The organism is Rahnella sikkimica, from assembly GCF_002951615.1.
In the GTDB taxonomy this organism is placed as follows: domain Bacteria; phylum Pseudomonadota; class Gammaproteobacteria; order Enterobacterales; family Enterobacteriaceae; genus Rahnella; species Rahnella sikkimica.
Map to the genome: position 1 here is coordinate 2,399,881 of NZ_CP019062.1, position 25,728 is coordinate 2,425,608.

A 25,728-nucleotide genomic window follows, 5' to 3' on the forward strand; every position below is an offset into this window, starting at 1 on the left:
TGATGACAACTGGCGGACAGCAGGCACAAATCGGCAACGTTGATCTGGTTAAGCAGTTAAACGGCGCGGCGGTTTACCGCCTGATTGACCAACAAGGGCCCATTTCGCGCATTCAAATCGCCGACATGAGCCAGTTAGCGCCCGCCAGTGTCACCAAGATTACCCGACAGTTACTCGAGCGCGGTCTGATCAAAGAAGTGGATCAGCAGGCCTCCACCGGCGGTCGCCGCGCCATTTCTATCATCACCGAAACCCGCCCTTTTCATACCATCGCCGTTCGTCTTGGCCGCCATGATGCGACCATCACGCTCTACGATCTCAGTGCCAAATCACTGGCCGAGCAGCACTATTCGCTGCCCGAACGCACTCAGGAAACCCTTGAGAACGCCTTGTTTGAGGCGATCGCGCAATTTATCGAGCTCAATCAACGTAAAATTCGTGAGCTGATTGCCATTTCAGTCATCCTGCCGGGTCTGGTCGATCCGAATAAAGGCATCGTCCGTTATATGCCGCATATCAGCGTTGGCGCGTGGAAATTAGTGGATGCACTGGAAGCCAGATTCAAAGTCACCAGCTTTGTCGGCCACGATATCCGCAGTCTGGCCCTCGCCGAGCATTATTTTGGTGCAACCCGCGACTGTCAGGACTCCATTTTGGTTCGTCTGCATCGCGGAACCGGCGCGGGGATCATCGTTAATGGACAGATTTTCCTCGGCAGTAACGGCAACGTAGGCGAAATTGGCCACATTCAGATCGACCCGCTGGGCGAACGGTGCCACTGCGGCAATTTTGGCTGTCTGGAAACCGTCGCGGCAAATGGCGCAATTGAAAATCGTGTGCGTCACCTGCTCACGCAAGGCTACGCCAGCAAACTCAGCCTGAACGACTGCTCAATTTCAGCTATCTGTAAGGCGGCCAATCGTCATGATGCGCTGGCAACAGAAGTAATTGACCACGTAGGCCGTCAACTCGGCAAAGCCGTTTCCATTGCCATCAACCTGTTTAACCCGCAAAAAGTGGTGATCGCCGGCGAAATTACCGAAGCGGATAAAGTCCTGCTTCCGGCCATTCAGAATTGTATTAATGCGCAGGTTTTAAAAGACTTCCGCCGCAATTTACCGGTTGTGACTTCTTTGCTTAACCATCAGTCCGCAATTGGCGCGTTTGCGCTGGTCAAACGGGCTATGCTGAATGGCGTTCTGTTGCAGCGTCTGATGGAAAATTAAGACGTGCTATAGTAATGGGCTGCCAGGAATGGGGCTGAAAATGTGGGTTTGGAAATCATGACAATAAAGAATGTAATCTGTGACATTGATGGCGTGCTGTTGCACGACAACACTGCGGTGCCGGGTGCCGATCGCTTTCTGGCCCGAATTCAGGAACAGGGAATGCCTCTGGTCATTCTCACCAACTACCCTTCCCAAACCGCTCAGGATCTGGCAAACCGCTTCAGCGCTGCCGGCCTTGAAGTGCCGGAAAGTGCGTTCTTCACGTCTGCGATGGCGACGGCTGATTTTCTGAAACGTCAGGAAGGAAAAAAAGCCTACGTCGTGGGTGAAGGCGCGTTGATTCATGAGTTATATAAAGCGGGTTTCACCATCACAGACATCAACCCTGATTTTGTGATCGTCGGCGAAACGCGTTCTTACAACTGGGATATGATCCATAAAGCGGCGTATTTCGTGGCAAACGGCGCGCGCTTTATTGCGACAAACCCGGATAATCACGGGCACGGTTTCGTTCCGGCCTGCGGCGCGTTATGTGCGCCGATTGAGAAAATCACCGGGCGTAAGCCGTTTTATGTCGGTAAACCGAGCCCGTGGATAATTCGTTCCGCATTGAACAAGATGCAGGCCCACTCAGAAGGCACGGTCATCGTTGGCGATAACCTGCGGACTGACATTCTGGCCGGTTTTCAGGCGGGTCTGGAAACTATTCTGGTGCTGAGCGGCGTTTCTTCGCTGAATGATATTGAAGGAATGCCTTTCCGCCCGACCTGGATTTACCCTTCCGTGGCCGATATCGATATCATCTGACAGTGGCGGGTAAGCCTGTGAAAACGAGTCTGGATCCACCTTCAGGCTCGTTTTTTTTTGCTTTTCTGACTGATTTTTATCCAATTTTTCGTTTTTTTGAATTCCCCACAATTTTTCGGCATTAAATTGATAATTCATCAATGAAATCGACATTTAACTGAATATCCGCTAACAAACCACCCTCACGAACATACTATTTATCAGAAGAGCGTTAAACCACTTGCACAACATGGGGGTTATGACGCATTTTCATAGTCAGCAACGCAACAAAGCCTGACTAAAACTGAAAGAACGGCAACGTTGATCCTCATTCGTAAACATAAAAATGACAGCCAGAGAAACGTCGTTAGGGAGATAGAAATATGTGTTCAATTTTCGGTGTGCTCGATATCAAAACTGACTCCATCGAGCTGCGCAAAAAAGCGCTGGAACTTTCGCGCCTGATGCGTCACCGCGGGCCAGACTGGTCCGGCGTGTTCGCCAGCGACAAAGCGATTCTGTCGCATGAACGTCTGTCGATTGTCGACGTGAACAACGGCGCACAGCCTCTGTACAACGCAGCACATACCCACGTTCTGGCTGTTAACGGCGAAATCTACAACCATCAGGCTCTGCGCGCTGAATTGGGCGACAAGTATGAGTTTCAGACCGCGTCTGACTGCGAAGTCATTCTGGCGCTGTATCAGGAGAAAGGCCCGGCGTTCCTCGATGAACTGCAAGGCATGTTCGCCTTCATTCTGTATGACACAGAAAAAGACGCGTACCTGATTGGCCGCGACCATTTGGGCATCATCCCGCTGTACATGGGTTATGACGAACACGGCAACATGTACGTGGCGTCAGAAATGAAAGCGCTGGTGCCGGTTTGCCGCACCATCAAAGAATTCCCGGCAGGCAGCTATCTTTGGAGTCAGGACGGCGAAATTCGTGAATATTACCACCGTGACTGGTTCGATTTCGAAAACGTTAAAGACAACGTCACTGACGCTGCGGCACTGAAAGATGCGCTGGAAGAATCCGTAAAAAGTCATCTGATGTCTGACGTGCCTTATGGCGTGCTGCTGTCCGGTGGCCTGGATTCCTCCGTTATTTCAGCGATTACCAAGAAATTTGCCGGTCGCCGTATTGAAGATAAAGATCAGAGCGAGGCCTGGTGGCCGCAACTGCACTCCTTTGCTGTCGGCCTGGAAGGTTCCCCGGATCTGCGCGCCGCTCAGGAAGTCGCGAACCATTTAGGCACCGTGCACCATGAAATTCATTTCACCGTGCAGGAAGGTCTGGATGCCATCCGCGACGTGATTTATCACATCGAAACTTACGACGTGACCACCATTCGTGCGTCAACGCCGATGTATCTGATGTCCCGTAAGATCAAAGCGATGGGCATCAAGATGGTGTTGTCCGGCGAAGGTGCGGACGAAGTGCTGGGCGGTTACCTGTACTTCCATAAAGCGCCGAACGCGAAAGAATTCCACGAAGAAACCGTGCGTAAATTGTTGGCCCTGCACATGTATGACTGTGCCCGTGCCAACAAAGCGATGTCGGCCTGGGGTGTGGAAGCCCGCGTACCGTTCCTGGATAAAAAATTCCTCGACGTCGCAATGCGTCTCAACCCGAAAGACAAAATGTGCGGCAACGGCAAGATGGAAAAACATATCCTGCGTGAATGTTTTGAATCTTACCTGCCACACAGCGTTGCATGGCGTCAGAAAGAACAGTTCTCTGATGGTGTGGGCTACAGCTGGATCGACACTTTAAAAGAAGTCGCGTCTCAGCAGATTACCGATCAACAGCTCGAAACGGCGCATTTCCGTTTCCCGTACAACACGCCAACGTCAAAAGAAGGCTACCTGTACCGCACCATTTTCGAAGAGCTGTTCTCGGTGCCAAGCGCGGCAGAATGTGTGCCTGGCGGCCCGTCAGTAGCGTGCTCTTCGGCAAAAGCCATCGAATGGGATGAAGCGTTCAAAAACATGGACGACCCTTCTGGCCGTGCTGTTGGCGTGCATCAGTCCGCGTATAAATAAGTGCTTTACCAGTAAATCTCCTTGTTGCAAACGGGCCTGTTTTGGCCCGTTTTTTTATGGAGAAAGCCAGCAAAAATAATGTGTTTTGCCCAATTAATCACCAGAGTGGTTATAAGCCAGACAAATGGACGCTCTCACGCCTTTTTCTCCAAAAAAGGTGTTGACGCAAAACGGTCATATACGCATAATGCGCCCCGCAACGCCGATGAAGGTAGCGCGAAAAAAGATGGCTACGTAGCTCAGTTGGTTAGAGCACATCACTCATAATGATGGGGTCACAGGTTCGAATCCCGTCGTAGCCACCATCTTTTTGCGGGAGTGGCGAAATTGGTAGACGCACTAGATTTAGGTTCTAGCGCCGCAAGGTGTGCGAGTTCAAGTCTCGCCTCCCGCACCATTTCATCGAGTCGGCAGCACAGTTGGGGTATCGCCAAGCGGTAAGGCACTGGTTTTTGATACCAGCATTCCCAGGTTCGAATCCTGGTACCCCAGCCATTTTCTTATCTCTCACGGTTTTATTGTGAAAGTGAGGAAAATCCAGTTTGAGAAGTTGTACTGTTGGGGTATCGCCAAGCGGTAAGGCACTGGTTTTTGATACCAGCATACCCTGGTTCGAATCCAGGTACCCCAGCCATACTTCTTTCTGTATAATTGGTAAGCACTTGAAATTTATTATTAAGTTAGATAAATTAGTGCTTGAAGTTTTGAAGTAAGTCAGTAGAATTTGGCTACGTAGCTCAGCTGGTTAGAGCACATCACTCATAATGATGGGGTCACAGGTTCAAATCCCGTCGTAGCCACCATTTTACTTGCAGTACACTGCTCAAAAGGTAGTGAGTTTTAAAATTGGGGTGTCGCCAAGCGGTAAGGCTCTGGTTTCTGATACCAGCATACCCAGGTTCGAATCCTGGCACCCCAGCCACATTAAGAAAGCCCGCCTCGTGCGGGCTTTTTGCTATTTGTCGTTTGAGTCTTTTAAAAATAAAGGGCAAACCGACATTCCTCCGGCCTGCCCTGCTCTCACGTCATCAAATGCCTAATGCATATTTCAGCGCTTTAGTTTTCAGCGCGCCTGCACGCTGTGCGGTCATCAGAGCCAGATTACGCAACGCTTTGACCGGTGCCAGATCATTACTAAACGCGGTGTAGAACAAATCCATTCCGCTTTGCATCAGCAGATTATCCAAACGCCGCTGACGCTGATAGCGTAACAACACGCTCTGGCTGCTCCACGCTTCATCATGGTCACGCGCTTTTTCCAGTACCGAAAGCAATGCTTCTACGTCACGATAGCCCAGATTCACGCCCTGCCCGGCCAGCGGATTAATCGTATGCGCCGCATCGCCCACCAGCGCCAGCCCCGGCAGAACATAACGCTGCGCATGACGGCGAACCAGCGGGAACGCGCCCGCCGCCACTGCGTTGATTTTTCCAAGGCGCGGCGGGAAAGCCTGCATAATCTCCGCCGTCAGCTGTTTCATGTTCAGCGTTTTCAGATAACGGATACGCTGCGGGCTGTCGTACCACACCAGCGACGCCTGATGCCCAAACAGCGGCAGGAATGCACGCGGGCCTGTCGGGAAGAATTGCTGCCAGGTGACATCCTGATCCGGCGTTTCAGTTTCAACGTTAATCAGCATGCAGTGCTGACGATATTCCCAGCCATCAACGCCAATACCCGCCAGCTGGCGGACCAGAGAATTTGCCCCATCAGCCGCGACGACCAGTTTTGTACGCAATAGTTCGCCGGTCGTCAGCTGAAGTGACCAGGTTTTATCGTCATGCTGCAAGAGATGGCGCAGCTTCGCCGGGCAAAAACGGATCAGATTGGAGAAAGCATCAAATTGCTGCCAGAGCGCCAGCTGAAGCACGCGGTTTTCAACCATGAATCCCAGCTCCGGTAATCCGAGCGATTGCGCATCGAATTTTACGTCGGAACCGTCAACTTCCCAGGTTTCCAGACGGCGGTACGGCACCGAACGCATTTTTTCGACAGCGGGCCACGCTTCAAGCTTCTGCAAAAAACGAACAGAAGCGCAGCCTATTGCGGAAATCCGCAGATCGGCTGCGGCAGACGCGTCAAATTCAGCCGGCTGTTCATTTTCGATCAGCGCAACCTGGAGCCCCTGACGGGCCAGCCCGAGAGCCGCAGCCGCACCGACCATACCGCCACCGACAATCACTGCATCAAATGACTTCTCTGAATTATTCATTTTATTCCAGCTTTATTTATCCGTTCATTGTGCGAAGTGTACCGGATTTTTGTGTCAGCATCAGGGCCTAAGCTGCTTTCCCGCACTGGTCAGCGCTAAGGTGAGGGTTTACAATACCGCCCCTGAACAACGCTATGCACTGCGGCACTGCCGATCTGACGTTTCCCGTATTGAGTACTGACACGCTGATGACTAAAAAACTGCACATAAAAACCTGGGGCTGCCAGATGAATGAATATGATTCATCCAAAATGGCCGATCTTCTTGATAGTACCCACGGTTACCAGCTGACGGATAACGCTGAAGAAGCAGACATTCTGCTGCTGAATACCTGTTCAATCAGGGAAAAGGCACAAGAGAAAGTGTTCAGCCTGCTCGGGCACTGGAAACTGCTCAAAAAGAAAAACCCGGACATCATCATCGGCGTCGGCGGTTGTGTGGCTTCGCAGGAAGGTGAGCTTCTGCGTAAACGTGCGCCTTGCGTCGATATCGTTTTTGGCCCGCAGACTCTGCATCGCCTGCCGGAAATGGTCAATCACGTTCGCGGCACTAAAAGCCCTGTCGTGGATATCAGCTTCCCGGAAATTGAAAAATTCGACCGTCTTCCGGAACCCCGTGCAGATGGCCCGACCGCATTTGTCTCTATCATGGAAGGCTGTAATAAATACTGTAGCTTCTGCGTGGTGCCTTACACGCGTGGCGAAGAAGTCAGCCGCCCCTGCGATGACGTTCTGTTTGAAGTCGCTCAGCTTGCCGCACAAGGCGTGCGTGAAGTTAACCTGCTGGGGCAAAATGTGAACGCCTACCGAGGCGATTCCTTTGATGGCGGCATCTGCTCGTTTGCAGAATTACTGCGTCTGGTGGCGGCCATCGACGGTATTGACCGCATCCGCTTCACCACCAGCCATCCGGTAGAATTCACCGATGACATCATCGAGGTCTACAAAGACACGCCTGAAGTGGTGAGTTTCCTGCATCTGCCTATTCAGAGCGGTTCTGATCGCATTCTGACCATGATGAAGCGCCCTCATACGGTGCTGGAATACAAATCGACTATCCGTAAATTGCGGGCTGCGCGTCCGGATATTCATTTCAGTTCTGACTTTATCATCGGCTTCCCTGGCGAATCCAACGATGACTTCGAACGCACCATGGATTTGATTGCGCAGGTCAATTACGACGTCAGCTTCAGCTTCATCTATTCTCCGCGTCCGGGAACCCCTGCGGCCGACATGGTCGATGACGTGGGTATGGACGAGAAGAAACAGCGTCTGGCGCTGTTACAGGACAGGATTACGCAACAGGTGATGCGGTTTAGCCGCGCAACGCTGGGCACCGTTCAGCGCATTCTGGTGGAAGGAACGTCCCGTAAAGACATTATGGAACTGACCGGACGCACCGAATGCAACCGTGTGGTCAATTTTGAAGGCACGCCGGACATGATCGGCAAATTCGTTGATGTCGAAATTGTCGATGTCTACGCCAACTCCCTGCGCGGTGTAGTTATACGCACGGAAGAACAAATGGCGTTGCGTCTGCACGAATCACCGCAATCCGTTATTGCGCGTACCCGCAAAGAAAATGAATTGGGCGTTGGGATTTATCAGCCCTGAATCATTGAAGCGAAGAATGACAGAACCTCACAGGGCGCTCCGGCGTCCTGTTTCTTTTGATAATGCAGACGTCAGACCGCCCTCAGGGGTTTAATTTTCCAGGAAAGGCCGCATATCCGGATGCAGGTTCATGTAACGGCCTGCAAGGCGCAGCATATTTTGCCAAGGGCATGTATTATTAACTCAGGTATGGTTGACGGCTGAAAGCAGTTACAGCCGTATGTCTCACAGAACGTACCCTGAATTATGCAGGGTAAACTGGTCCAGAGTGACCCAAAGGATAAGTTTGAACGTTGTAACACAAGAGATTTTACTGGAGCCCGAAGACAATCAGCGCTTACTGAGCCTGTGCGGGCCGTTTGATGACAATATCAAACAACTGGAACGCCGGTTGGGCGTTGAAATCAACCGTCGTGATAACGCATTTAAACTTGTTGGAAAGAGTCTGCCGGTTGCGGCAGCCGCTGATATCCTGCGCGACTTATACGTAGACACCGCGCCGCTGCGTGGTGAGATTCAGGATATCGATCCTGAAAAAATCCATCTGGCTATTAAAGAAAGCCGCGTGCTTGAGCAAACGGCCGAAAGCGTGCCTGATTTTGGTAAAGCGGTCATCATTAAAACCAAGCGTGGCGTGATCAAACCGCGTACGAAGAATCAGGCGCAATACGTTGCCAATATTCTGGATCACGACGTCACGTTTGGTATCGGCCCTGCCGGTACGGGGAAAACCTATCTTGCCGTTGCCGCTGCCGTCGATGCGCTGGAGCGTCAGGAAGTGCGCCGCATTCTGCTGACGCGCCCTGCCGTTGAAGCCGGTGAAAAACTGGGCTTCCTGCCGGGCGATCTCAGCCAGAAAGTTGACCCGTATCTGCGCCCGCTGTATGACGCACTGTTCGAAATGCTCGGCTTTGAGAAAGTTGAAAAACTCATTGAGCGCAACGTCATAGAAGTGGCTCCGCTGGCGTATATGCGTGGCCGTACCCTGAATGACGCTTTTATTATTCTCGATGAAAGCCAGAATACCTCCATTGAACAGATGAAGATGTTCCTGACCCGTATTGGTTTTAACTCCAAAGCGGTGATTACCGGTGACGTGACGCAAATCGACTTGCCGCGCCATCAGAAATCCGGCCTGCGCCACGCCATTGAAGTGCTGTCGTCTGTCGAAGAACTCAGCTTTAACTTTTTCCACAGTGAGGACGTTGTCCGTCATCCTGTTGTCGCACGAATTGTTGTAGCTTACGAAGCGTGGGAAGAAGAAGACCAGAAACGTCGTGATGCGGTTGCCGCAGAGCGTAAACATGAATATCAGAACAACGCATCCCAGCAGGTCAGTCAATGAACACGGTAATCCTCGATTTACAAATCGCTTGTGAAGAAAACGCTGGCTTACCGTCAGAAAATGACTTCCAGACCTGGCTGGAAGCTGTCCTTCCTCAGTTTCAGGAAGAGTCGGAAGTGACAATCCGTCTGGTCGACATCCCGGAAAGCCATGAATTAAACATGACTTATCGTGGCATGGATAAACCAACCAACGTGTTATCCTTCCCGTTCGAAGCTCCTCCTGGTATGGAAATGCCACTGCTTGGCGACCTGATTATTTGTCGTCAGGTGGTTGAGAAGGAAGCCAAAGAGCAGGAAAAAGAACTTTGGGCTCACTGGGCGCATATGGTTATTCACGGCAGTCTGCATTTGCTGGGTTATGACCATATCGTTGATGAAGAAGCCGAAGAGATGGAAGCAATTGAAACTGAAATCATGCAAGGTCTGGGTTATCCTGACCCTTATATTTCAGAAAAAGAAGACAACTGAGATTAGCCCGGATTCATACAACGCCTGCGACGGAGATTGCTCTCCCGCAGGCGTTTCAGGCTAAGAGTTGATCATAATGACCACTAACACGAGAATACTAAACCAAACGCCATGAGCGATGACCATTCACAAAACAGTGACAGCCCCAGTCCCAAGAAGGGCTTCTTTTCCCTTATCCTTAACCAGCTCTTTCACGGTGAACCTAAAAACCGTGGCGATTTGGTTGAACTGATCCGTGACTCAGAACAAAACGATCTGATCGACCCCGATACCCGTGACATGCTGGAAGGCGTGATGGATATCGCCGAACAGCGCGTCCGGGACATCATGATCCCCCGTTCTCAGATGATCACGCTCAAACGCAATCAGCCGCTGGAAGAGTGCCTCGATGTCATCATCGAATCCGCACACTCCCGCTTCCCGGTGATCAGCGAAGATAAGGATCACATTGAAGGCATCCTGATGGCCAAAGACCTGCTGCCGTTTATGCGCACAACGTCTGAGCCATTCAGCATTGATAAAGTGCTGAGAACCGCCGTGGTGGTTCCTGAAAGCAAACGTGTTGACCGCATGCTGAAAGAGTTTCGCTCCCAGCGTTACCATATGGCGATTGTTGTCGATGAATTCGGCGGCGTATCCGGTCTGGTGACTATCGAAGATATTCTCGAACTGATTGTTGGCGAAATCGATGATGAGTATGACGAAGCTGAAGATCTGGATATTCGTCAGCTTAGCCGCCATACCTACACCGTCCGCGCGCTGGCTCCGATTGAAGATTTCAATGAAGTCTTCCAGACCCATTACAGTGACGACGAAGTCGATACTATCGGTGGTCTGGTGATGCAATCCTTTGGCCATTTACCGGCACGGGGCGAAAGCATTGAAATTGACGGTTACCTGTTCAAGGTTGCGATGGCCGACAGCCGCCGTATTATTCAGGTTCACGTAAAAATACCGGACGACGCGCCGCAACCGAAACTGGAAGAATAATTACTCCATGGCAATTGCCTCTTTATATCAACGCCAGCGGGTTCGCGCCCTGCTGGCGCTCTTATTCGGTGCCTGTGGCACACTCGCTTTCTCCCCTTATGATTTCTGGCCTGCCGCCATCGTCTCACTCTGCGGTCTGCTGGCATTAACGTTGGATCGCCGTCCGGCGCAATCCGCGTGGATAGGTTTTTTCTGGGGATTTGGCCTGTTTGGAACCGGCGTAAACTGGGTTTATGTCAGCATCGCCACCTTTGGCGGTATGCCGGAAGCCATCAACCTTTTCCTGGTGATCTTGCTGGCGGCTTATTTGTCGCTGTACACCATGCTGTTCGCCGGTATTTTCAGCAAACTGTGGCCGAAAACCACCTGGTGGAAACTGGCGATTGCCGCGCCCGCACTGTGGCAGATTACCGAATTCCTTCGCGGCTGGGTGCTGACCGGTTTCCCGTGGCTTGAATTTGGTTACAGCCAGATTAATGGCCCGCTTAAAGGCCTTGCGCCAATCACCGGTGTAAACGGCATTACGCTTTTACTGACATCCCTGAGCGGTCTGCTGGTTTATGCTATTTATCAGCGCCGGAAAGTGCCGGGTGTTGTTGCGCTGGCGATGTTGCTGCTGCCGTGGCCGCTTCGCTATATTCACTGGTATCAGGAACAGCCGGAGAAAACTGTCGATGTTGCGCTGGTTCAGGGCAATATTCCGCAGTCGATGAAATGGGATCCGAAGGCGCTGGAAAGCGCGCTGCAAACGTATCTGGATCTCAGTCGCCCTTATCTCGGCAAATCCAGCATGATCATCTGGCCGGAATCTGCAATTTCAGATATTGAATCCGATCAGCAGGCTTTCCTGAGCATGGTGGATAACATCTATCGTTCGCACGGGACTCAGCTGATCACCGGGATTATCGACGCACGTCGTAACGAAGAAGGCATGAAGGTGTATAACAGCGCCATCGTGCTGGGCGGTGAACAGACTTATCGCTATCCGGACGACAACCGCTTCAACAAACATCACCTGGTGCCTTTCGGTGAATTCGTTCCTTTGGAAACGTTGCTGCGCCCTCTTGCTCCGTTCTTCGATCTGCCGATGTCGGGCCTGACCAGCGGCGATTACGTGCAGAAGCCTTTGTTTGTCAGCGGCCTCAATCTGACCACCGCCATTTGTTATGAAGTGGTGTTTGGTGAACAGGTGCGTGACAACCTGCGGCCGGACACCAATTTCCTGCTGACCATTTCCAATGATGCCTGGTTCGGTCACTCGATTGGCCCGTGGCAGCATTTCCAGATGGCGCGTATGCGTTCACTGGAATTAGGTCGTCCGTTACTGCGCAGCACCAACAATGGCATTACCGCCGTAGTGAATGCGCAGGGTGATGTGACGGCTGAAATTCCGCAGTTCACCCGTCAGGTGCTGAATGTGAAAGTCACGCCGACAACCGGGATGACGCCGTATGCACGCGCCGGCTGGTGGCCGGTGTGGATAGTGACGTTCATTATGGCGGGCACAGCGCTGTGGCTGGGGCGTCGCAAGAGCTAATTTTTTGCAATTCCTCTTTAAATCAGGCGTTTTCGGGCGCCTGAACTGTTTTGTCGCATCCCTTCCCTCATTCTCATCACACTCCCCTTTTACCTGCTGCCGTTTGTCAGAAACCCGGCATTAAGCGCTGATTATATGACCGGCGATGAAGTTAAATCAGGCTTTCTGGCATGAGTCTTGCTACATCTGATTGAAAGATATCTGGTTAGTTACTTTTTATGACGTCGTGCATCATTTTGGAACAAAAAGGCTAGTCCTCATGCACTTTTCAGGTGCATAGCCCGTGAGTTGCTTTTAATTGGTGCGTGTCTCGTCTCAAAAAAGAAACAATGTGGTTTCATAAAATTCACATTCAGTTATTTTCTAGCTTCATATGACGAGGCATTAGTACTTTCTGATCCCTGAGTTTGGATCCCTGATGACAGCAAGGAGTTGGACATGCAATTGCGCAAATTGGCGTTATCCGTAGTGTTGGCAAGCGTTGCCGTAAGCAGCTTTGCTCACGCAGAAGAACTGACCGGCACCCTGAAGAAAATCAAAGACAATGGCGTTATCGTGGTAGGTCACCGCGAATCCTCCGTACCATTCTCTTACTACAATAACGAACAGAAAGTCGTCGGTTATTCACAGGATTACTCTGACGCCATCGTTGACGCGGTGAAGAAAAAACTGAACCTGCCCAACCTGCAGGTCAAAATGATGCCAATCACCTCGCAGAACCGTATTCCGTTGCTGCAAAACGGCACCTATGATTTTGAGTGTGGCTCAACCACCAACAACCTCGAGCGCCAGCAGCAAGCTGCGTTTTCCGACACCATCTTCGTTATCGGCACCCGTCTGTTAGTGAAGAAAGGGTCTGAAATCAAAGATTTCGCTGACCTGAAAGGCAAAACCGTTGTTGTCACTTCCGGTACAACGTCAGAAGTGCTGCTCAACAAGCTTAACGAAGAGAAGAAACTGGACTTACGCATTATCAGCGCGAAAGACCACGGCGACTCCTTCCGTACGCTGGAAACCGGTCGTGCCGTTGCGTTCATGATGGATGATGCTCTGTTAGCCGGTGAGCGTGCGAAAGCCAAACAACCTGACAACTGGGTCATTCTCGGCACGCCACAGTCGAAAGAAGCGTATGGCTGCATGATGCGTAAAGATGACGCTGAGTTCAAAAAACTGGTCGATGACACCATCGTGAAAGCACAGACTTCCGGTGAAGCGACCAAGTGGTTTGAAACCTGGTTCAAAAAACCAATTCCTCCGAAAAACCTGAACATGAACTTTGAACTGTCTGATGACATGAAAGCCCTGTTCAAAGCGCCAAACGATAAAGCACTGTAAGAAATACCAGACAGACGGGTATAACCAAGAGAAGTGTAATTAAAGAATAAGGCTGGACCACCAGCCTGTGATGATGCAGACCGGATGCGGGGTGGTCGTTCCCCACCCCGCCTATCCTCCCAATCATTTTCACGCGGATCACGTCATCACTCAGATGGGTAGTTGATTACCCGGTTTACGGAGTTTTTATGTCAATAGATTGGAACTGGGGCATATTCCTGCAACAAGCCCCCTTTGGGAATACCACCTACCTGGGCTGGATTTGGAATGGATTTCAGGTCACCGTCGCGCTGTCGATTTGCGCCTGGATCATCGCGTTTTTCATCGGTTCACTCTTCGGGATACTGCGTACCGTACCCAACCGCATTCTTTCCGGTATTGGTACCTGTTACGTCGAACTTTTCCGTAACGTGCCGCTCATTGTGCAATTCTTCATCTGGTATCTGGTTGTGCCTGAACTGCTGCCGGAAAATATCGGCATGTGGTTTAAATCAGAACTGGCCCCGAATGTGCAATTCTTTACCTCGTCAATGATCTGTCTTGGTCTGTTCACCGCTGCCCGCGTGTGCGAGCAGGTGCGTGCGGCCATTCAGTCATTGCCGCGCGGTCAGCGCAATGCCGGGCTGGCAATGGGCCTGACGCTGCCTCAGACCTATCGCTATGTCCTGTTGCCGAACGCTTATCGTGTGATCGTGCCACCGATGACGTCCGAAATGGTTAACCTGGTGAAAAACTCGGCCATCGCGTCCACCATCGGTCTGGTTGATATGGCTGCACAAGCCGGCAAGTTGCTTGATTACTCCGCTCATGCGTATGAATCCTTTACTGCGATTACCGTTGCCTACGTCCTTATCAATGCCGTCATCATGTTACTGATGCATTTTGTAGAACGTAAAGTCCGCCTGCCGGGCAACATGGGAGGTAAATAGAAATGCATGAATTTGACTGGAGTTCAATCGGCCCCGGCCTGCCCTACTTGTGGCAAGGCATGGTCGTCACCCTGAAAATCACGTCGCTGGCGATTGTTGTCGGTATCCTCTGGGGTACGCTGCTGGCGGTGATGCGCCTGTCGACATTCCGACCTGTGCGCTGGTTTGCCTCGGCCTACGTCAATCTGTTCCGCGCCATACCGCTGGTGATGGTGCTGCTGTGGTTCTACCTGATTGTGCCCGGCTTCCTGCAAAAAGTGCTCGGTTTATCGCCTAAAACGGATATCCGCCTGATTTCAGCGATGGTAGCGTTCGCTTTGTTTGAAGCGGCCTACTATTCCGAAATCATTCGCGCCGGGATTATCAGTATTGCCCGCGGGCAGTCTTCCGCCGCACTGGCGCTGGGCATGACCCAATGGCAGTCCATGCAGCTGGTGATTTTGCCGCAAGCCTTCCGCGCGATGGTGCCGTTGTTACTGACGCAGGCGATTGTCTTATTCCAGGATACTTCGCTGGTTTATGTTCTGGGCCTCGCTGACTTCTTCCGCAGCGCATCCAACATCGGCGACCGTGACGGTACGCTGGTTGAGATGGTGCTGTTTGCAGGACTTATTTACTTTGTTATCAGCCTTTCCGCTTCCTTGCTGGTGCGTTATTTGAAGAAAAGGACCGTTTCATGATTTCACTGAAGAATGTTTCTAAATGGTACGGGCAGTTCCAGGTGCTGACCGATTGCAGCACCGAAGTTAAAAAAGGTGAAGTTGTGGTCGTTTGCGGGCCTTCCGGGTCAGGGAAATCAACGCTGATTAAAACCGTGAACGGGCTGGAGCCGATTCAGAAAGGCGAAATCCTGGTCAACGGTACGCCGGTCAATGACAAGAAAACCAATCTGGCGCAGCTGCGCGCGAAAGTCGGCATGGTATTCCAGCATTTCGAACTGTTCCCGCATTTGTCGATCATCGATAACCTGACGCTGGCTCAGGTGAAAGTGCTGAAACGCGATAAAGCGGCATCGAAAGAAAAAGGGCTGAAATTGCTGGAGCGCGTCGGTTTATCCGCTCACGCCAACAAATTCCCCGGCCAGCTTTCCGGCGGACAGCAGCAGCGTGTGGCTATCGCCCGCGCATTGTGTATGGATCCCATCGCCATGTTATTTGACGAACCGACCTCAGCGCTTGATCCGGAAATGATCAACGAAGTGCTCGACGTGATGGTTGAGCTGGCAAACGAAGGCATGACTATGATGGTGGTCACCCACGAAATGGGCTTTGCCCGTAAAGTGGCGAACCGCGTGATTTTCATGGATGAAGGGAAGATTGTGGAAGATCGCAATAAAGACGATTTCTTCAATAATCCGGAATCTGATCGTGCCCGCGATTTCCTGGCGAAAATCCTGCACTAAAACGTGAATTGCCCGCTTCCGGTCTGATCCGGAAGCGGGCAGATAAAATCACGGTTCAAACGGGCGTCGGCTGAATTCAGTATTCCCGCATTTTGGGCATTTACTCAGAATCTCAGGCGTGTAAACCGCTAAGTGGAAATGACAGTTTTCGCAAACCAGATTTCCCAGCCCGACCACTTCCCCGCTGTGATAAATGCCGTGATGGCTGACGTCTTTAAACATCTCTTTCCATTCCAGCTGCGTTTTGTCCGTCAGGTCCGCCAGCTCTTTCCACAGACTTTCTTTAATCACGCGCAGAAACACGCTGTCGGTGCCGTCATCCTCAGCCACCACCCGCTGGCTCTCTCCATAACTGCGCGCAAACTCATGCAGATCGCGTCTGACTGCCGACGTTAACTGTTCAATTTGAATTTCTGACAACTTACCTTCATCTTGCAGACGGACACGGGCATCCTGCACCAGTGCGCTGATATCACGTTCGCCATTTTTTAACCGTTCGGTCAGCGAAGACACTAACTGGCGGTAAGATTGCGTAATATTGCTCATAACTTCCTCTCCTTGAACTGACATAACCGTTTGCCCGGCGGGAGCGTATTGTCTTTATTTTAGACGTAAATCCCTGATACGTTGCGCAGATTATCTCGGGCTGCCTCGCAGATTCTGAATAATGCGCCAGAAGAAGGCAGAAATCCCCGTTAGCTCTTCAGCGGGTGTTGTTGCACCCTCCGCTTATCAGCTATGCTATGCGGATCTTTTGATTAAAACTTTTTGAGCTACAGGCGTAGCTGTTTTCACTCACAGGACCACCGGCCGCCATGCAAGAGCAATACCGTCCAGAAGACATTGAGTCACACGTTCAGCTTCACTGGCAAGAGAAGCAAACCTTCAAAGTTACCGAACAGCCTGGTAAGGAGAAATATTACTGTCTCTCCATGTTGCCGTATCCGTCAGGCCGTCTCCACATGGGACATGTGCGCAACTACACCATCGGTGACGTGATTTCCCGTTACCAGCGCATGCTCGGTAAAAATGTCCTGCAGCCTATCGGCTGGGATGCATTCGGCCTGCCAGCCGAAGGTGCCGCAGTGAAAAACAACACAGCACCGGCGCCGTGGACTTACGAAAATATCGAATACATGAAGAACCAGCTTAAACTGCTGGGCTTCGGCTATGACTGGGATCGCGAAGTCGCCACCTGCAAACCGGATTACTACCGTTGGGAACAGTGGTTCTTCACCAAGCTTTATGAAAAAGGCCTGGTTTATAAGAAGACTTCCGCCGTTAACTGGTGTCCGCATGACCTGACCGTTCTGGCGAATGAACAGGTTATCGACGGTTGCTGCTGGCGTTGTGACACCAAGGTTGAGCGTAAAGAAATCCCCCAGTGGTTTATCAAAATCACCGATTACGCCGATCAGCTGCTTAACGATCTGGACACGCTGGAAAGCTGGCCTGAGCAGGTTAAAACCATGCAGCGTAACTGGATTGGCCGTTCCGAAGGTGTGGAAATCACTTTCGATGTGGCTGACAGCGACGAAAAAGTCACGGTTTACACCACCCGTCCTGATACCTTCATGGGCGCGACCTATGTGGCTGTTGCCGCCGGTCATCCTCTGGCACAACAGGGCGCAGTCAATAATCCGGCCCTGAAAGATTTCATCGACGAATGCCGTAATACCAAAGTTGCCGAAGCAGAAATGGCAACGATGGAGAAAAAAGGCATGGCAACGGGCCTGTATGCGGTTCATCCGCTGTCAGGTGAAAAACTGCCTGTCTGGGTCGCCAACTTTGTCCTGATGGAATACGGCACTGGTGCTGTAATGGCCGTTCCGGGCCACGACCAGCGCGACTGGGAATTTGCGACCAAATATAACCTGCAGATCAAGCCAGTTATCCTGAACCTGGATGGCAGCCAGCCGGACGTCAGCGCAGAAGCGATGACCGAAAAAGGCACGCTGTTTAATTCCGGTGAATTCGATGGTCTGAATCACGAAGACGGCTTCAACGCTATTGCCGACAAACTGGTCGCGCAGGGTGTGGGCCAGCGTAAAGTGAACTATCGTCTGCGCGACTGGGGTGTTTCCCGTCAGCGTTACTGGGGCGCGCCAATCCCGATGATCACGCTGGAAGACGGTACCGTTATCCCGACACCAGAAGATCAGCTGCCGGTTATCCTGCCGGAGGACGTCGTCATGGACGGCATCACCAGCCCGATTAAGGCCGATCCTGAGTGGGCAAAAACCACGGTGAACGGGATGCCGGGTCTGCGTGAAACCGACACTTTCGATACCTTCATGGAATCTTCCTGGTACTACGCGCGTTACACCTGCCCGCAGTATGACGAAGGCATGTTGGATCCGGCTGCCGCGAACTACTGGCTGCCGGTTGATCAGTATGTTGGTGGTATCGAACACGCCATCATGCACCTGATGTATTTCCGCTTCTTCCATAAACTGATGCGCGATGCAGGTCTGGTCGATTCTGACGAACCGGCTAAACGCCTGCTGTGTCAGGGTATGGTTCTGGCTGATGCGTTCTACTACACCGGAAACGGCGGCGAGCGCGTTTGGGTTTCTCCGGCTGATGCGACCGTTGAACGTGACGAAAAAGGCCGTATCACCAAAGCCACCGACCCGCAGGGCCGCGAGCTGGTGTATGCCGGCATGAGCAAGATGTCCAAGTCCAAAAACAACGGCATCGACCCGCAGGTCATGGTGGATAAATACGGTGCAGATACTGTCCGTCTGTTCATGATGTTCGCTTCTCCGGCAGAAATGACGCTGGAATGGCAGGAATCAGGCGTTGAAGGGGCGAACCGCTTCCTGAAACGTGTCTGGAAACTGGCTTACGAACATTCAGAAAAAGGCCCGACCGTTGCTCTTGACGCGGCTTCGCTGAACGAAGCGCAAAAAGATCTGCGTCGCGACCTGCACAAAACCATCGCCAAAGTCACCGACGATATTGGCCGTCGTCAGACCTTCAACACGGCCATCGCCGCGGTGATGGAACTGATGAACAAGATGGGCCGCGCGCCACAGGAAACTGAACAGGATCGCGCGCTGTTGCAGGAAGCGCTGCTGGCGGTTGTCCGCATGTTATATCCGTTCACCCCGCACGTTTGCTTCAGCCTCTGGCAGTCGCTGAACGGTGCAGGTGATGTGGATACCGCGCCGTGGCCACAGGCTGATGAGCAGGCTATGGTGGAAGATTCCAAACTGGTCGTTGTGCAGGTGAATGGTAAAGTACGTGCTAAAATCACCGTAGCCGCTGATGCTACTGAGCAACAAGTGCGCGAGCGTGCGGCAGAAGAACATTTGGTCGCAAAATATCTGGATGGGGTTACGGTCCGCAAAGTAATCTACGTCCCGGGCAAACTGCTTAACCTGGTTGTAGGTTGAGTCAAGGAGGATCTGTGCGACATCCTATAATGACGCTGCTGCTGACCGCAGCAGTGCTGGTGACAGCCGGTTGTGGTTTTCACCTACGTGGAAAAACCAATGTTCCGGACGAGCTGAGAACCATCGTTCTGGACAGTGGTGACCCGTATGGTCCGTTGACGCGTGATATCCGTACTCAGCTGCGTCTGAGTAACGTAACGATCGTGGATGACCCGACGACTGAGCAGCGTAAGGATATCCCTTCACTGCGTATCGGTGCTGAATCGACGGGCAGAAGTACTGCGTCAATCTTCCAGGACGGAAAAACGGCTGAATACCAGATGGAAATGAATGTCAGCGCAACGGTTCTGATGCCGGGTAAAGATCTCTATCCGATTCATGTGAAAGTGTTCCGCGCCTTCTTCGACAACCCGTTAACGGCGCTGGCGAAAGATAACGAGCAGGACATCATTGTGGAAGAGATGCGCCAGCAGGCAGCTCAGCAGCTGATCCGTAAGTTACTGACGGTGCATGCGTCAGAGCTGCGTAAAGCGGATGAAGTGAACGGGACAGTAGAAGTCATTTCTACCCGTTCATCTGCCAGCACGTCATATGATACCTCTGAGGTATCGGCTCCGGCTCCGGCCAGCACTTCCGCAAAATGATCCGAATTTATCCGGAACAACTTGCCGCGCAGCTCCGTGAGGGGCTGCGCGCTTGTTTTCTGTTATGTGGAAACGATCCTCTGCTTTTGCAGGAAAGTCAGGACAGCATCCGCAAAACAGCGCAGCTTTCTGATTTTCAGGAGCACTACACTTTTGTGCTCGACGCTCATACCGAATGGGAGTCAATTTTCAGCATCTGTCAGGCGCTGAGCCTGTTTGCCAGCCGCCAGACGCTGATGCTTATCCTGCCTGATAATGGCCCGACCGCGCCGATGGCAGAACAATTACTCAAGCTGACGACCCTTTTGCACGACGACATTTTACTGTTGCTGCGCGGAACAAAGCTGACCAAAGCGCAGGAAAACAGCGCATGGTTTAAAGCGCTGAGCGACAAAGGCGTCTTTGTCAGTTGTCAGACCCCGGAACAGGCGCAGCTTCCCCGCTGGGTCAGCCGTCGCGCTCAGGCGTTATCGCTTGAACTGGATGAGCCGGCAAACCAGCTTTTGTGTTATTGCTACGAAGGCAATCTTCTGGCGTTAGCCCAGTCACTCGAGCGGCTTTCCCTGCTTTACCCGGACGGGAAACTCACGCTGCCTCGTGTGGAAACGGCCGTCAATGATGCCGCACACTTTACGCCTTATCACTGGCTGGATGCGCTGCTTGCCGGTAAAAGCAAACGCGCCTGGCATATTTTGCGTCAGTTGCAACAGGAAGACAGCGAGCCGGTTATTTTGCTGCGAACCGTGCAACGCGAACTTCTGATGCTGCTTAACCTGAAGCGTAAAATGGACTCGACGCCTTTGCGTACGCTCTTCGATCAGCAAAAAGTCTGGCAAAACCGTCGCACGCTGGTGACGCAGGCGCTACAACGTTTATCGCTCGAACATCTGACTCAGGCCGTTCGGTTACTGACTCAGATGGAGATCACCCTGAAACAGGATTACGGCCAGTCCGTCTGGTCAGAGCTGGAAAGTCTCTCCATGCTAATGTGTGGAAAACCCCTGCCGACTGATTTTGCGGGTTCGTATTGAAGCAGGACACCGGTATGCCACTCAGCACATCACATTCTTCCCCACGCCAGGCCAGGTTACTGGCTTTCTTCGGCGGAACCTTTGATCCGATTCATTACGGGCACCTGAAACCAGTGACCAGTCTGGCTGAACAGGCCGGATTGGATCAGGTTATTTTGTTGCCCAATAACGTTCCGCCCCATCGTCCGCAGCCGGAAGCCAGTTCTCTCCAGCGTCTGCATATGGTTGAGCTGGCCGTTGAAGGTAACCCGTTGTTTACGGTGGACTCACGTGAACTGGATGTCGATACGCCGTCCTATACCCTTGAGACACTTGCAACGTTACGTAAAGAACATGGCGATGATTGCCCGCTGGCGTTTATCATTGGCCAGGATTCATTGCTGACTTTGCATAAATGGCACCGCTGGGAATCGCTGCTGGATTTCTGCCATCTGGTCGTGATGGCGCGTCCGGGATACCAGGAACAGCTCGACACACCGGTGTTGCAAAACTGGTACGAAACCCACCGGGTAACTGATGCTGAAAAACTGAAACAGAAACCCGCCGGATTCATTTATCAGGCCAATACGCCGCTGCTGGATATTTCAGCGACGGAAATCCGCGAGCGGCGTCATGCGGGGCTTGATTGCTCAGATTTGCTGCCATCTGCCGTTGAGCGCTATATAGAATCACAGGGCTTGTACCGCGAGTAGCTAACGCGTGGTATACTGCGCCGCTTAATTTCGGCTCTTGATAACGCTGCGTAATCGACCAATACAATGTATTGATTGTTAAACGTTTTCAGCTGTTTTCCTGATAACCGCTAAGTTTATCCATCATGAGACGGGCCCTTACTTCGGTGTTTCACCGCTGGCTATCTCGTGAGATCAATTGTTTCAAACATCCCCAGGGGAACCTTTGCAAGGTAAAGCGCTCCAAGATTTTGTTGTCGATAAAGTCGATGACCTGAAAGCACAAGACATCATTGCCATTGATGTTAAAGGTAAATCCAGTATTACTGATTGCATGATTATTTGTACCGGAACATCAAGCCGCCACGTTGTGGCTATCGCCGGGCATCTGGTTGAAGAAGTGAAAGCGGTCGGTATGGACGCCATGGGCGTCAAAGGCATTAACGAAGCAGACTGGGTTGTTGTCGATCTGGGCGAAGTGATCGTCCACGTCATGCAGGAAGAAAGCCGTCAGCTTTATGAGCTTGAGAAACTCTGGGGTTAATGCGTGAAACTGCAACTTGTCGCCGTCGGCACAAAAATGCCTGACTGGGTACAAACCGGTTTTAACGATTACCTGCACCGCTTTCCAAAAGATATGCCGTTTGAACTGACTGAAGTTCCGGCAGGGAAACGGGGTAAGAACGCAGATATCAAACGCATTCTTGAAAAAGAAGGCGAACAGATGCTGGCCGCTGTCGGTAAGGGTAATCGCATTGTGACCCTGGATATTCCGGGCACACCGTGGGAAACCCCGCAACTGGCACAACAACTGGAGCGCTGGAAGCAGGACGGCCGTAACGTCAGCCTGTTAATTGGCGGTCCGGAAGGGCTGGCTCCGGCCTGTAAAGCCGCAGCGGAACAGAGCTGGTCGCTCTCTCCGTTGACACTTCCTCACCCGCTGGTTCGGGTTCTGGTCGCGGAAAGTCTTTACCGCGCCTGGAGTATTACCACTAATCATCCATACCACCGCGAATAACGGGTGGTGAATGTCAGCAACATGAATTAAGTAGTGGGATGAAAATAGATCGTAACCCTTTTCGCGACTATACGGCTGAATCAGCCCTCTTTGTGCGCCGTGCACTGGTGGCGTTCATCGGCATTCTGCTACTTAGTGGCATCCTGGCTTTCAATTTGTATAACCTGCAAATTGTTCGTTTTCAGGATTATCAAACCCGTTCCAATGATAACCGAATCAAGCTGGTGCCGATTGCGCCCAGCCGCGGCATTATCTATGACCGCAACGGAACTCCGCTGGCGTTAAACCGCACTATTTATCAGCTCGAACTTGTGCCCGAAAAGGTTGATGATCTTCAGGCAACGCTCGAAGGGCTGAAACCTATCGTTGATTTAACGCCGGAAGATATCGACAACTTCAAGAAAGAGCGCCAGCGTTCGCGCCGCTTTACGTCTATTGCGGTAAAAACGGCGCTGACAGAAGTCCAGGTCGCGCGTTTCTCCGTGAACCAGTTCCACTTCCCCGGTGTGGAAGTCAGAGGTTATCAGCGACGCTATTATCCTTACGGCTCGGCCCTCACGCACGTCATTGGCTATGTGTCGAAAATTAACGATCGTGACGTTGAACGTCTGGATAAAGACGGTCTTCTGGCGAACTACGCCGCCACGCATGATATCGGCAAACTGGGCATCGAACGTTTTTACGAAGACACGCTTCACGGCAAAACTGGCTACGAAGAAGTTGAAGTCAACAACCGTGGCCGTGTGATCCGCCAGTTGCATGAAGAACCGCCTCAGGCCGGGAAAGATATTTATCTGACCATCGACCTGCCGTTGCAGCAATATATTGAAGTCCTGCTGACCGGCAGCCGCGCCGCCGTGGTGGTCACTGATCCGCGTGATGGCGCAATCCGCGCGCTGGTGTCCAACCCAAGTTATGACCCAAATCTGTTCGTCGACGGGATTTCGAGCAAAGACTACAGCTCGCTGTTAAACGACCCGAACAAACCGCTGATCAACCGTACCACGCAAGGCGTTTATCCGCCGGCGTCCACGGTGAAACCGTATATTTCCGTCTCGGCACTGACGACCGGTGTGATCAACAAAAATACCTCTTTGTTTGACCCCGGCTGGTGGCAGTTACCCGGTTCAGACAAGCGCTACCGTGACTGGAAACACTGGGGTCATGGCCGTCTGAATGTCACAAAAGCCCTCGAGGAATCAGCGGATACCTTCTTCTATCAGGTTGCTTACGATATGGGGATTGACCGTCTTTCCGAGTGGATGGGGAAATTCGGCTACGGTCAGTACAGCGGTATCGACTTATCCGAAGAGCGCAGCGGCAACATGCCTAATCGCGACTGGAAATTTAAACGCTTTAAAAAACCGTGGTATCAGGGTGACACTATCCCTGTCGGTATCGGCCAGGGCTACTGGACAGCAACGCCTGTGCAGATCATGAAAGCCATGACCACGCTGATTAATGACGGCAATGTCAAAACGCCCCACCTGTTACTGAGCACCAAAGTGGATGGCAAGCAGGTGCCCTACAAACAGCAGGAAACCACGCAGATTGGTGATATTCATTCCGGTTATTGGGAAATCGCCAAAGACGGCATGTACGGCGTGGCCAACCGCCCGAACGGTACCGCCCGCAAATATTTCGCCGATGCGCCATATAAAGCGGCAGCAAAATCCGGGACAGCACAAGTTTACGGTTTGAAAGCCAATGAAATCTATAATGCGCATAAGATTGCTGAGCATCTGCGCGACCATAAACTGATGACTTCATATGCGCCGTATGACAAACCCACCGTCGCCGTCGCCGTAGTTTTGGAAAACGGGGGGCAGGCCCGGCGGTGGGGACAATTTCGCGGCAGATACTCGACCATATTTTACTGGGCGATAACACGACACAACTGCCGGCTGACGCACCCGCGCCACCGGGAACTGAAGGTGATTAACCAGCAATGACTGAGAACCAACATAAAAGATCATTGTGGTCGAAAATGCACATCGACCTGACCATGCTGCTGATCATCCTGGCGCTGCTGACGTACAGTGCGTTCGTGATGTGGAGCGCCAGCGGACAAGACATGGGTATGATGGAACGTAAAGTCGGCCAGATCCTGATGGGTCTGGTGATTATGCTGGTGATGGCGCAAATTCCCCCGCGCGTTTATGAAAGCTGGGCGCCTTATCTCTACATATTCTGCGTCTTTCTGCTGGTGCTGGTCGATGCGTTCGGCAGTATCAGTAAAGGCGCGCAGCGCTGGCTGGATTTAGGGATCATCAAATTCCAGCCCTCGGAGCTGGCGAAAATCGCCGTTCCGCTGATGGTCGCCCGCTTTATCAACCGCGATGTGTGTCCGCCGTCACTGAAAAATACGGCCATTGCTCTGGCGCTGATTTTCATCCCTACCCTGCTGGTTGCCGCGCAGCCTGACCTCGGGACGTCGATTCTCATCGCTGCATCCGGCTTATTCGTGTTGTTCCTTTCAGGCATGAGCTGGAAACTGATTGCGGTTGCCGCGATTTTGGTTGCCGCGTTTATTCCGATACTGTGGTTTTTCCTGATGCACGATTATCAGCGGGACCGCGTCATGATGCTGCTCGATCCGGAAAGCGATCCGCTCGGCGCGGGCTATCATATTATTCAGTCGAAGATTGCGATTGGCTCAGGCGGATTCTCCGGCAAAGGCTGGTTGCACGGTACCCAGTCGCAGCTGGAATTCTTGCCCGAACGCCATACCGACTTTATCTTTGCCGTACTGGCGGAGGAACTCGGGCTTATCGGCGTGCTGGTTCTGCTGGGGCTTTATCTTTGCCTCATCATGCGCGGACTGGTGATCGCGGCAAATGCGCAAACCACGTTTGGCCGCGTAATGTCCGGTGGTTTGATGTTGATTCTGTTCGTTTATGTGTTTGTTAACATCGGCATGGTCAGTGGTATTGTCCCGGTAGTTGGGGTACCTTTGCCTCTGGTCAGCTATGGCGGGTCAGCACTCATCGTGCTAATGGCAGGGTTTGGTATCGTCATGTCGATACATACTCATCGAAAAATGTTGTCAAAAAACTTATAGAGGTGAGC

Annotated in this window: 21 protein-coding genes, 6 tRNA genes and 1 pseudogene; 26 read left to right on the forward strand and 2 right to left on the reverse strand. The window is 52.0% G+C overall.

The features are described from left to right. The first annotated feature begins 2 nt into the window (after positions 1-2). The 9 genes from nagC (at position 3) to BV494_RS11105 (ending at position 4,985) form a co-directional block, all read left to right on the forward strand. Positions 3-1,226 (forward strand): DNA-binding transcriptional regulator NagC, encoded by a 1,224-nt coding sequence (gene nagC / locus BV494_RS11065; RefSeq protein ID WP_104922927.1) that lies wholly within the window; start codon positions 3-5, stop codon positions 1,224-1,226. A gap of 57 nt (positions 1,227-1,283) precedes the next feature. Continuing rightward, the gene (locus BV494_RS11070; RefSeq protein ID WP_101075809.1) at positions 1,284-2,036 is read left to right on the forward strand and encodes an HAD-IIA family hydrolase; all 753 of its coding nucleotides are present in this window, start codon (positions 1,284-1,286) and stop codon (positions 2,034-2,036) included. A gap of 362 nt (positions 2,037-2,398) precedes the next feature. Continuing rightward, a complete protein-coding gene (asnB, locus tag BV494_RS11075) occupies positions 2,399-4,063 on the forward strand; it encodes an asparagine synthase B (protein ID WP_104922928.1) in 1,665 nt (554 codons plus the stop codon). A 228-nt stretch (positions 4,064-4,291) separates the two neighbouring features. Then, positions 4,292-4,368, forward strand: a tRNA-Met gene (locus tag BV494_RS11080). A gap of 7 nt (positions 4,369-4,375) precedes the next feature. Then, positions 4,376-4,460: transfer RNA gene (locus BV494_RS11085), tRNA-Leu, on the forward strand. 23 nt (positions 4,461-4,483) lie between these two features. Beyond that, positions 4,484-4,558, forward strand: a tRNA-Gln gene (locus BV494_RS11090). A gap of 64 nt (positions 4,559-4,622) precedes the next feature. Continuing rightward, positions 4,623-4,697 (forward strand) — tRNA-Gln (locus tag BV494_RS11095). Between the two features lie 92 nt (positions 4,698-4,789). Further along, a tRNA-Met gene (locus BV494_RS11100) sits at positions 4,790-4,866 on the forward strand. Between the two features lie 44 nt (positions 4,867-4,910). Further along, positions 4,911-4,985, forward strand: a tRNA-Gln gene (locus BV494_RS11105). Positions 4,986-5,091: 106 nt separating this feature from the next. Here the strand turns inward: BV494_RS11105 and ubiF are convergent. Next, positions 5,092-6,276, reverse strand: coding sequence for a 3-demethoxyubiquinol 3-hydroxylase (gene ubiF / locus BV494_RS11110; protein WP_104922929.1), 1,185 nt, complete (start codon positions 6,274-6,276; stop codon positions 5,092-5,094). A 188-nt stretch (positions 6,277-6,464) separates the two neighbouring features. On the opposite strand from ubiF, the gene miaB reads away from it, so the two are divergent. From miaB to BV494_RS11155, 9 genes are all read left to right on the forward strand, one after another. After that, positions 6,465-7,889, forward strand: coding sequence for a tRNA (N6-isopentenyl adenosine(37)-C2)-methylthiotransferase MiaB (miaB, locus tag BV494_RS11115; protein ID WP_104924774.1), 1,425 nt, complete (start codon positions 6,465-6,467; stop codon positions 7,887-7,889). A 268-nt stretch (positions 7,890-8,157) separates the two neighbouring features. Then, positions 8,158-9,234, forward strand: a complete 1,077-nt coding sequence (locus BV494_RS11120; protein WP_192937995.1) for a PhoH family protein — start codon at positions 8,158-8,160, stop codon at positions 9,232-9,234. Continuing rightward, the gene (gene ybeY, locus BV494_RS11125; RefSeq protein ID WP_104922930.1) at positions 9,231-9,704 is read left to right on the forward strand and encodes an rRNA maturation RNase YbeY; all 474 of its coding nucleotides are present in this window, start codon (positions 9,231-9,233) and stop codon (positions 9,702-9,704) included. The genes BV494_RS11120 and ybeY overlap by 4 nt, the downstream gene beginning before the upstream one ends. Before the next feature lie 111 nt (positions 9,705-9,815). After that, positions 9,816-10,694 (forward strand): CNNM family magnesium/cobalt transport protein CorC, encoded by an 879-nt coding sequence (corC, locus tag BV494_RS11130; protein ID WP_104922931.1) that lies wholly within the window; start codon positions 9,816-9,818, stop codon positions 10,692-10,694. A 7-nt stretch (positions 10,695-10,701) separates the two neighbouring features. Beyond that, entirely contained in the window at positions 10,702-12,231 is a 1,530-nt protein-coding gene (gene lnt / locus BV494_RS11135; RefSeq protein WP_104922932.1) for an apolipoprotein N-acyltransferase, read from the forward strand. Between the two features lie 438 nt (positions 12,232-12,669). Continuing rightward, a complete protein-coding gene (locus BV494_RS11140) occupies positions 12,670-13,566 on the forward strand; it encodes an amino acid ABC transporter substrate-binding protein (protein WP_104922933.1) in 897 nt (298 codons plus the stop codon). A 188-nt stretch (positions 13,567-13,754) separates the two neighbouring features. After that, a complete protein-coding gene (locus BV494_RS11145) occupies positions 13,755-14,495 on the forward strand; it encodes an amino acid ABC transporter permease (protein WP_104922934.1) in 741 nt (246 codons plus the stop codon). Between the two features lie 2 nt (positions 14,496-14,497). After that, positions 14,498-15,175: a glutamate/aspartate ABC transporter permease GltK gene (gene gltK / locus BV494_RS11150; RefSeq protein WP_104922935.1), complete on the forward strand. Its 678-nt coding sequence runs from the start codon at positions 14,498-14,500 to the stop codon at positions 15,173-15,175. Further along, a complete protein-coding gene (locus BV494_RS11155) occupies positions 15,172-15,897 on the forward strand; it encodes an amino acid ABC transporter ATP-binding protein (RefSeq protein ID WP_104922936.1) in 726 nt (241 codons plus the stop codon). The genes gltK and BV494_RS11155 overlap by 4 nt, the downstream gene beginning before the upstream one ends. Before the next feature lie 48 nt (positions 15,898-15,945). Here BV494_RS11155 and BV494_RS11160 read toward each other — a convergent pair whose 3' ends face one another. Then, on the reverse strand, positions 15,946-16,443 hold the full coding sequence (locus tag BV494_RS11160) for a zinc ribbon-containing protein (RefSeq protein WP_104922937.1): 498 nt from the start codon (positions 16,441-16,443) through the stop codon (positions 15,946-15,948). A 269-nt stretch (positions 16,444-16,712) separates the two neighbouring features. On the opposite strand from BV494_RS11160, the gene leuS reads away from it, so the two are divergent. The 8 genes and pseudogenes from leuS to mrdB all read left to right on the forward strand — a co-directional run bounded on the left by leuS (position 16,713) and on the right by mrdB (position 25,720). After that, a complete protein-coding gene (leuS, locus tag BV494_RS11165) occupies positions 16,713-19,295 on the forward strand; it encodes a leucine--tRNA ligase (RefSeq protein WP_104922938.1) in 2,583 nt (860 codons plus the stop codon). A gap of 14 nt (positions 19,296-19,309) precedes the next feature. Next, positions 19,310-19,939, forward strand: a complete 630-nt coding sequence (gene lptE, locus BV494_RS11170; protein WP_104922939.1) for an LPS assembly lipoprotein LptE — start codon at positions 19,310-19,312, stop codon at positions 19,937-19,939. Continuing rightward, complete coding sequence (gene holA, locus BV494_RS11175) at positions 19,936-20,970, forward strand: DNA polymerase III subunit delta (RefSeq protein WP_104922940.1); 1,035 nt, start codon at positions 19,936-19,938, stop codon at positions 20,968-20,970. The genes lptE and holA overlap by 4 nt, the downstream gene beginning before the upstream one ends. A 14-nt stretch (positions 20,971-20,984) precedes the next feature. Next, positions 20,985-21,662: a nicotinate-nucleotide adenylyltransferase gene (nadD, locus tag BV494_RS11180; protein ID WP_104922941.1), complete on the forward strand. Its 678-nt coding sequence runs from the start codon at positions 20,985-20,987 to the stop codon at positions 21,660-21,662. A gap of 205 nt (positions 21,663-21,867) precedes the next feature. Beyond that, entirely contained in the window at positions 21,868-22,185 is a 318-nt protein-coding gene (rsfS, locus tag BV494_RS11185) for a ribosome silencing factor (RefSeq protein ID WP_104922942.1), read from the forward strand. Positions 22,186-22,188: 3 nt separating this feature from the next. Next, positions 22,189-22,659 carry a 23S rRNA (pseudouridine(1915)-N(3))-methyltransferase RlmH gene (gene rlmH, locus BV494_RS11190; RefSeq protein WP_013576495.1) on the forward strand — a complete coding sequence of 157 codons (471 nt, stop codon included), beginning with the start codon at positions 22,189-22,191 and terminating at the stop codon, positions 22,657-22,659. A gap of 38 nt (positions 22,660-22,697) precedes the next feature. Continuing rightward, positions 22,698-24,601 (forward strand): annotated as a pseudogene (gene mrdA / locus BV494_RS11195) (peptidoglycan DD-transpeptidase MrdA). A gap of 6 nt (positions 24,602-24,607) precedes the next feature. Continuing rightward, positions 24,608-25,720 (forward strand): peptidoglycan glycosyltransferase MrdB, encoded by a 1,113-nt coding sequence (gene mrdB, locus BV494_RS11200; protein WP_104922943.1) that lies wholly within the window; start codon positions 24,608-24,610, stop codon positions 25,718-25,720. The last annotated feature ends 8 nt before the right edge of the window (positions 25,721-25,728 follow it).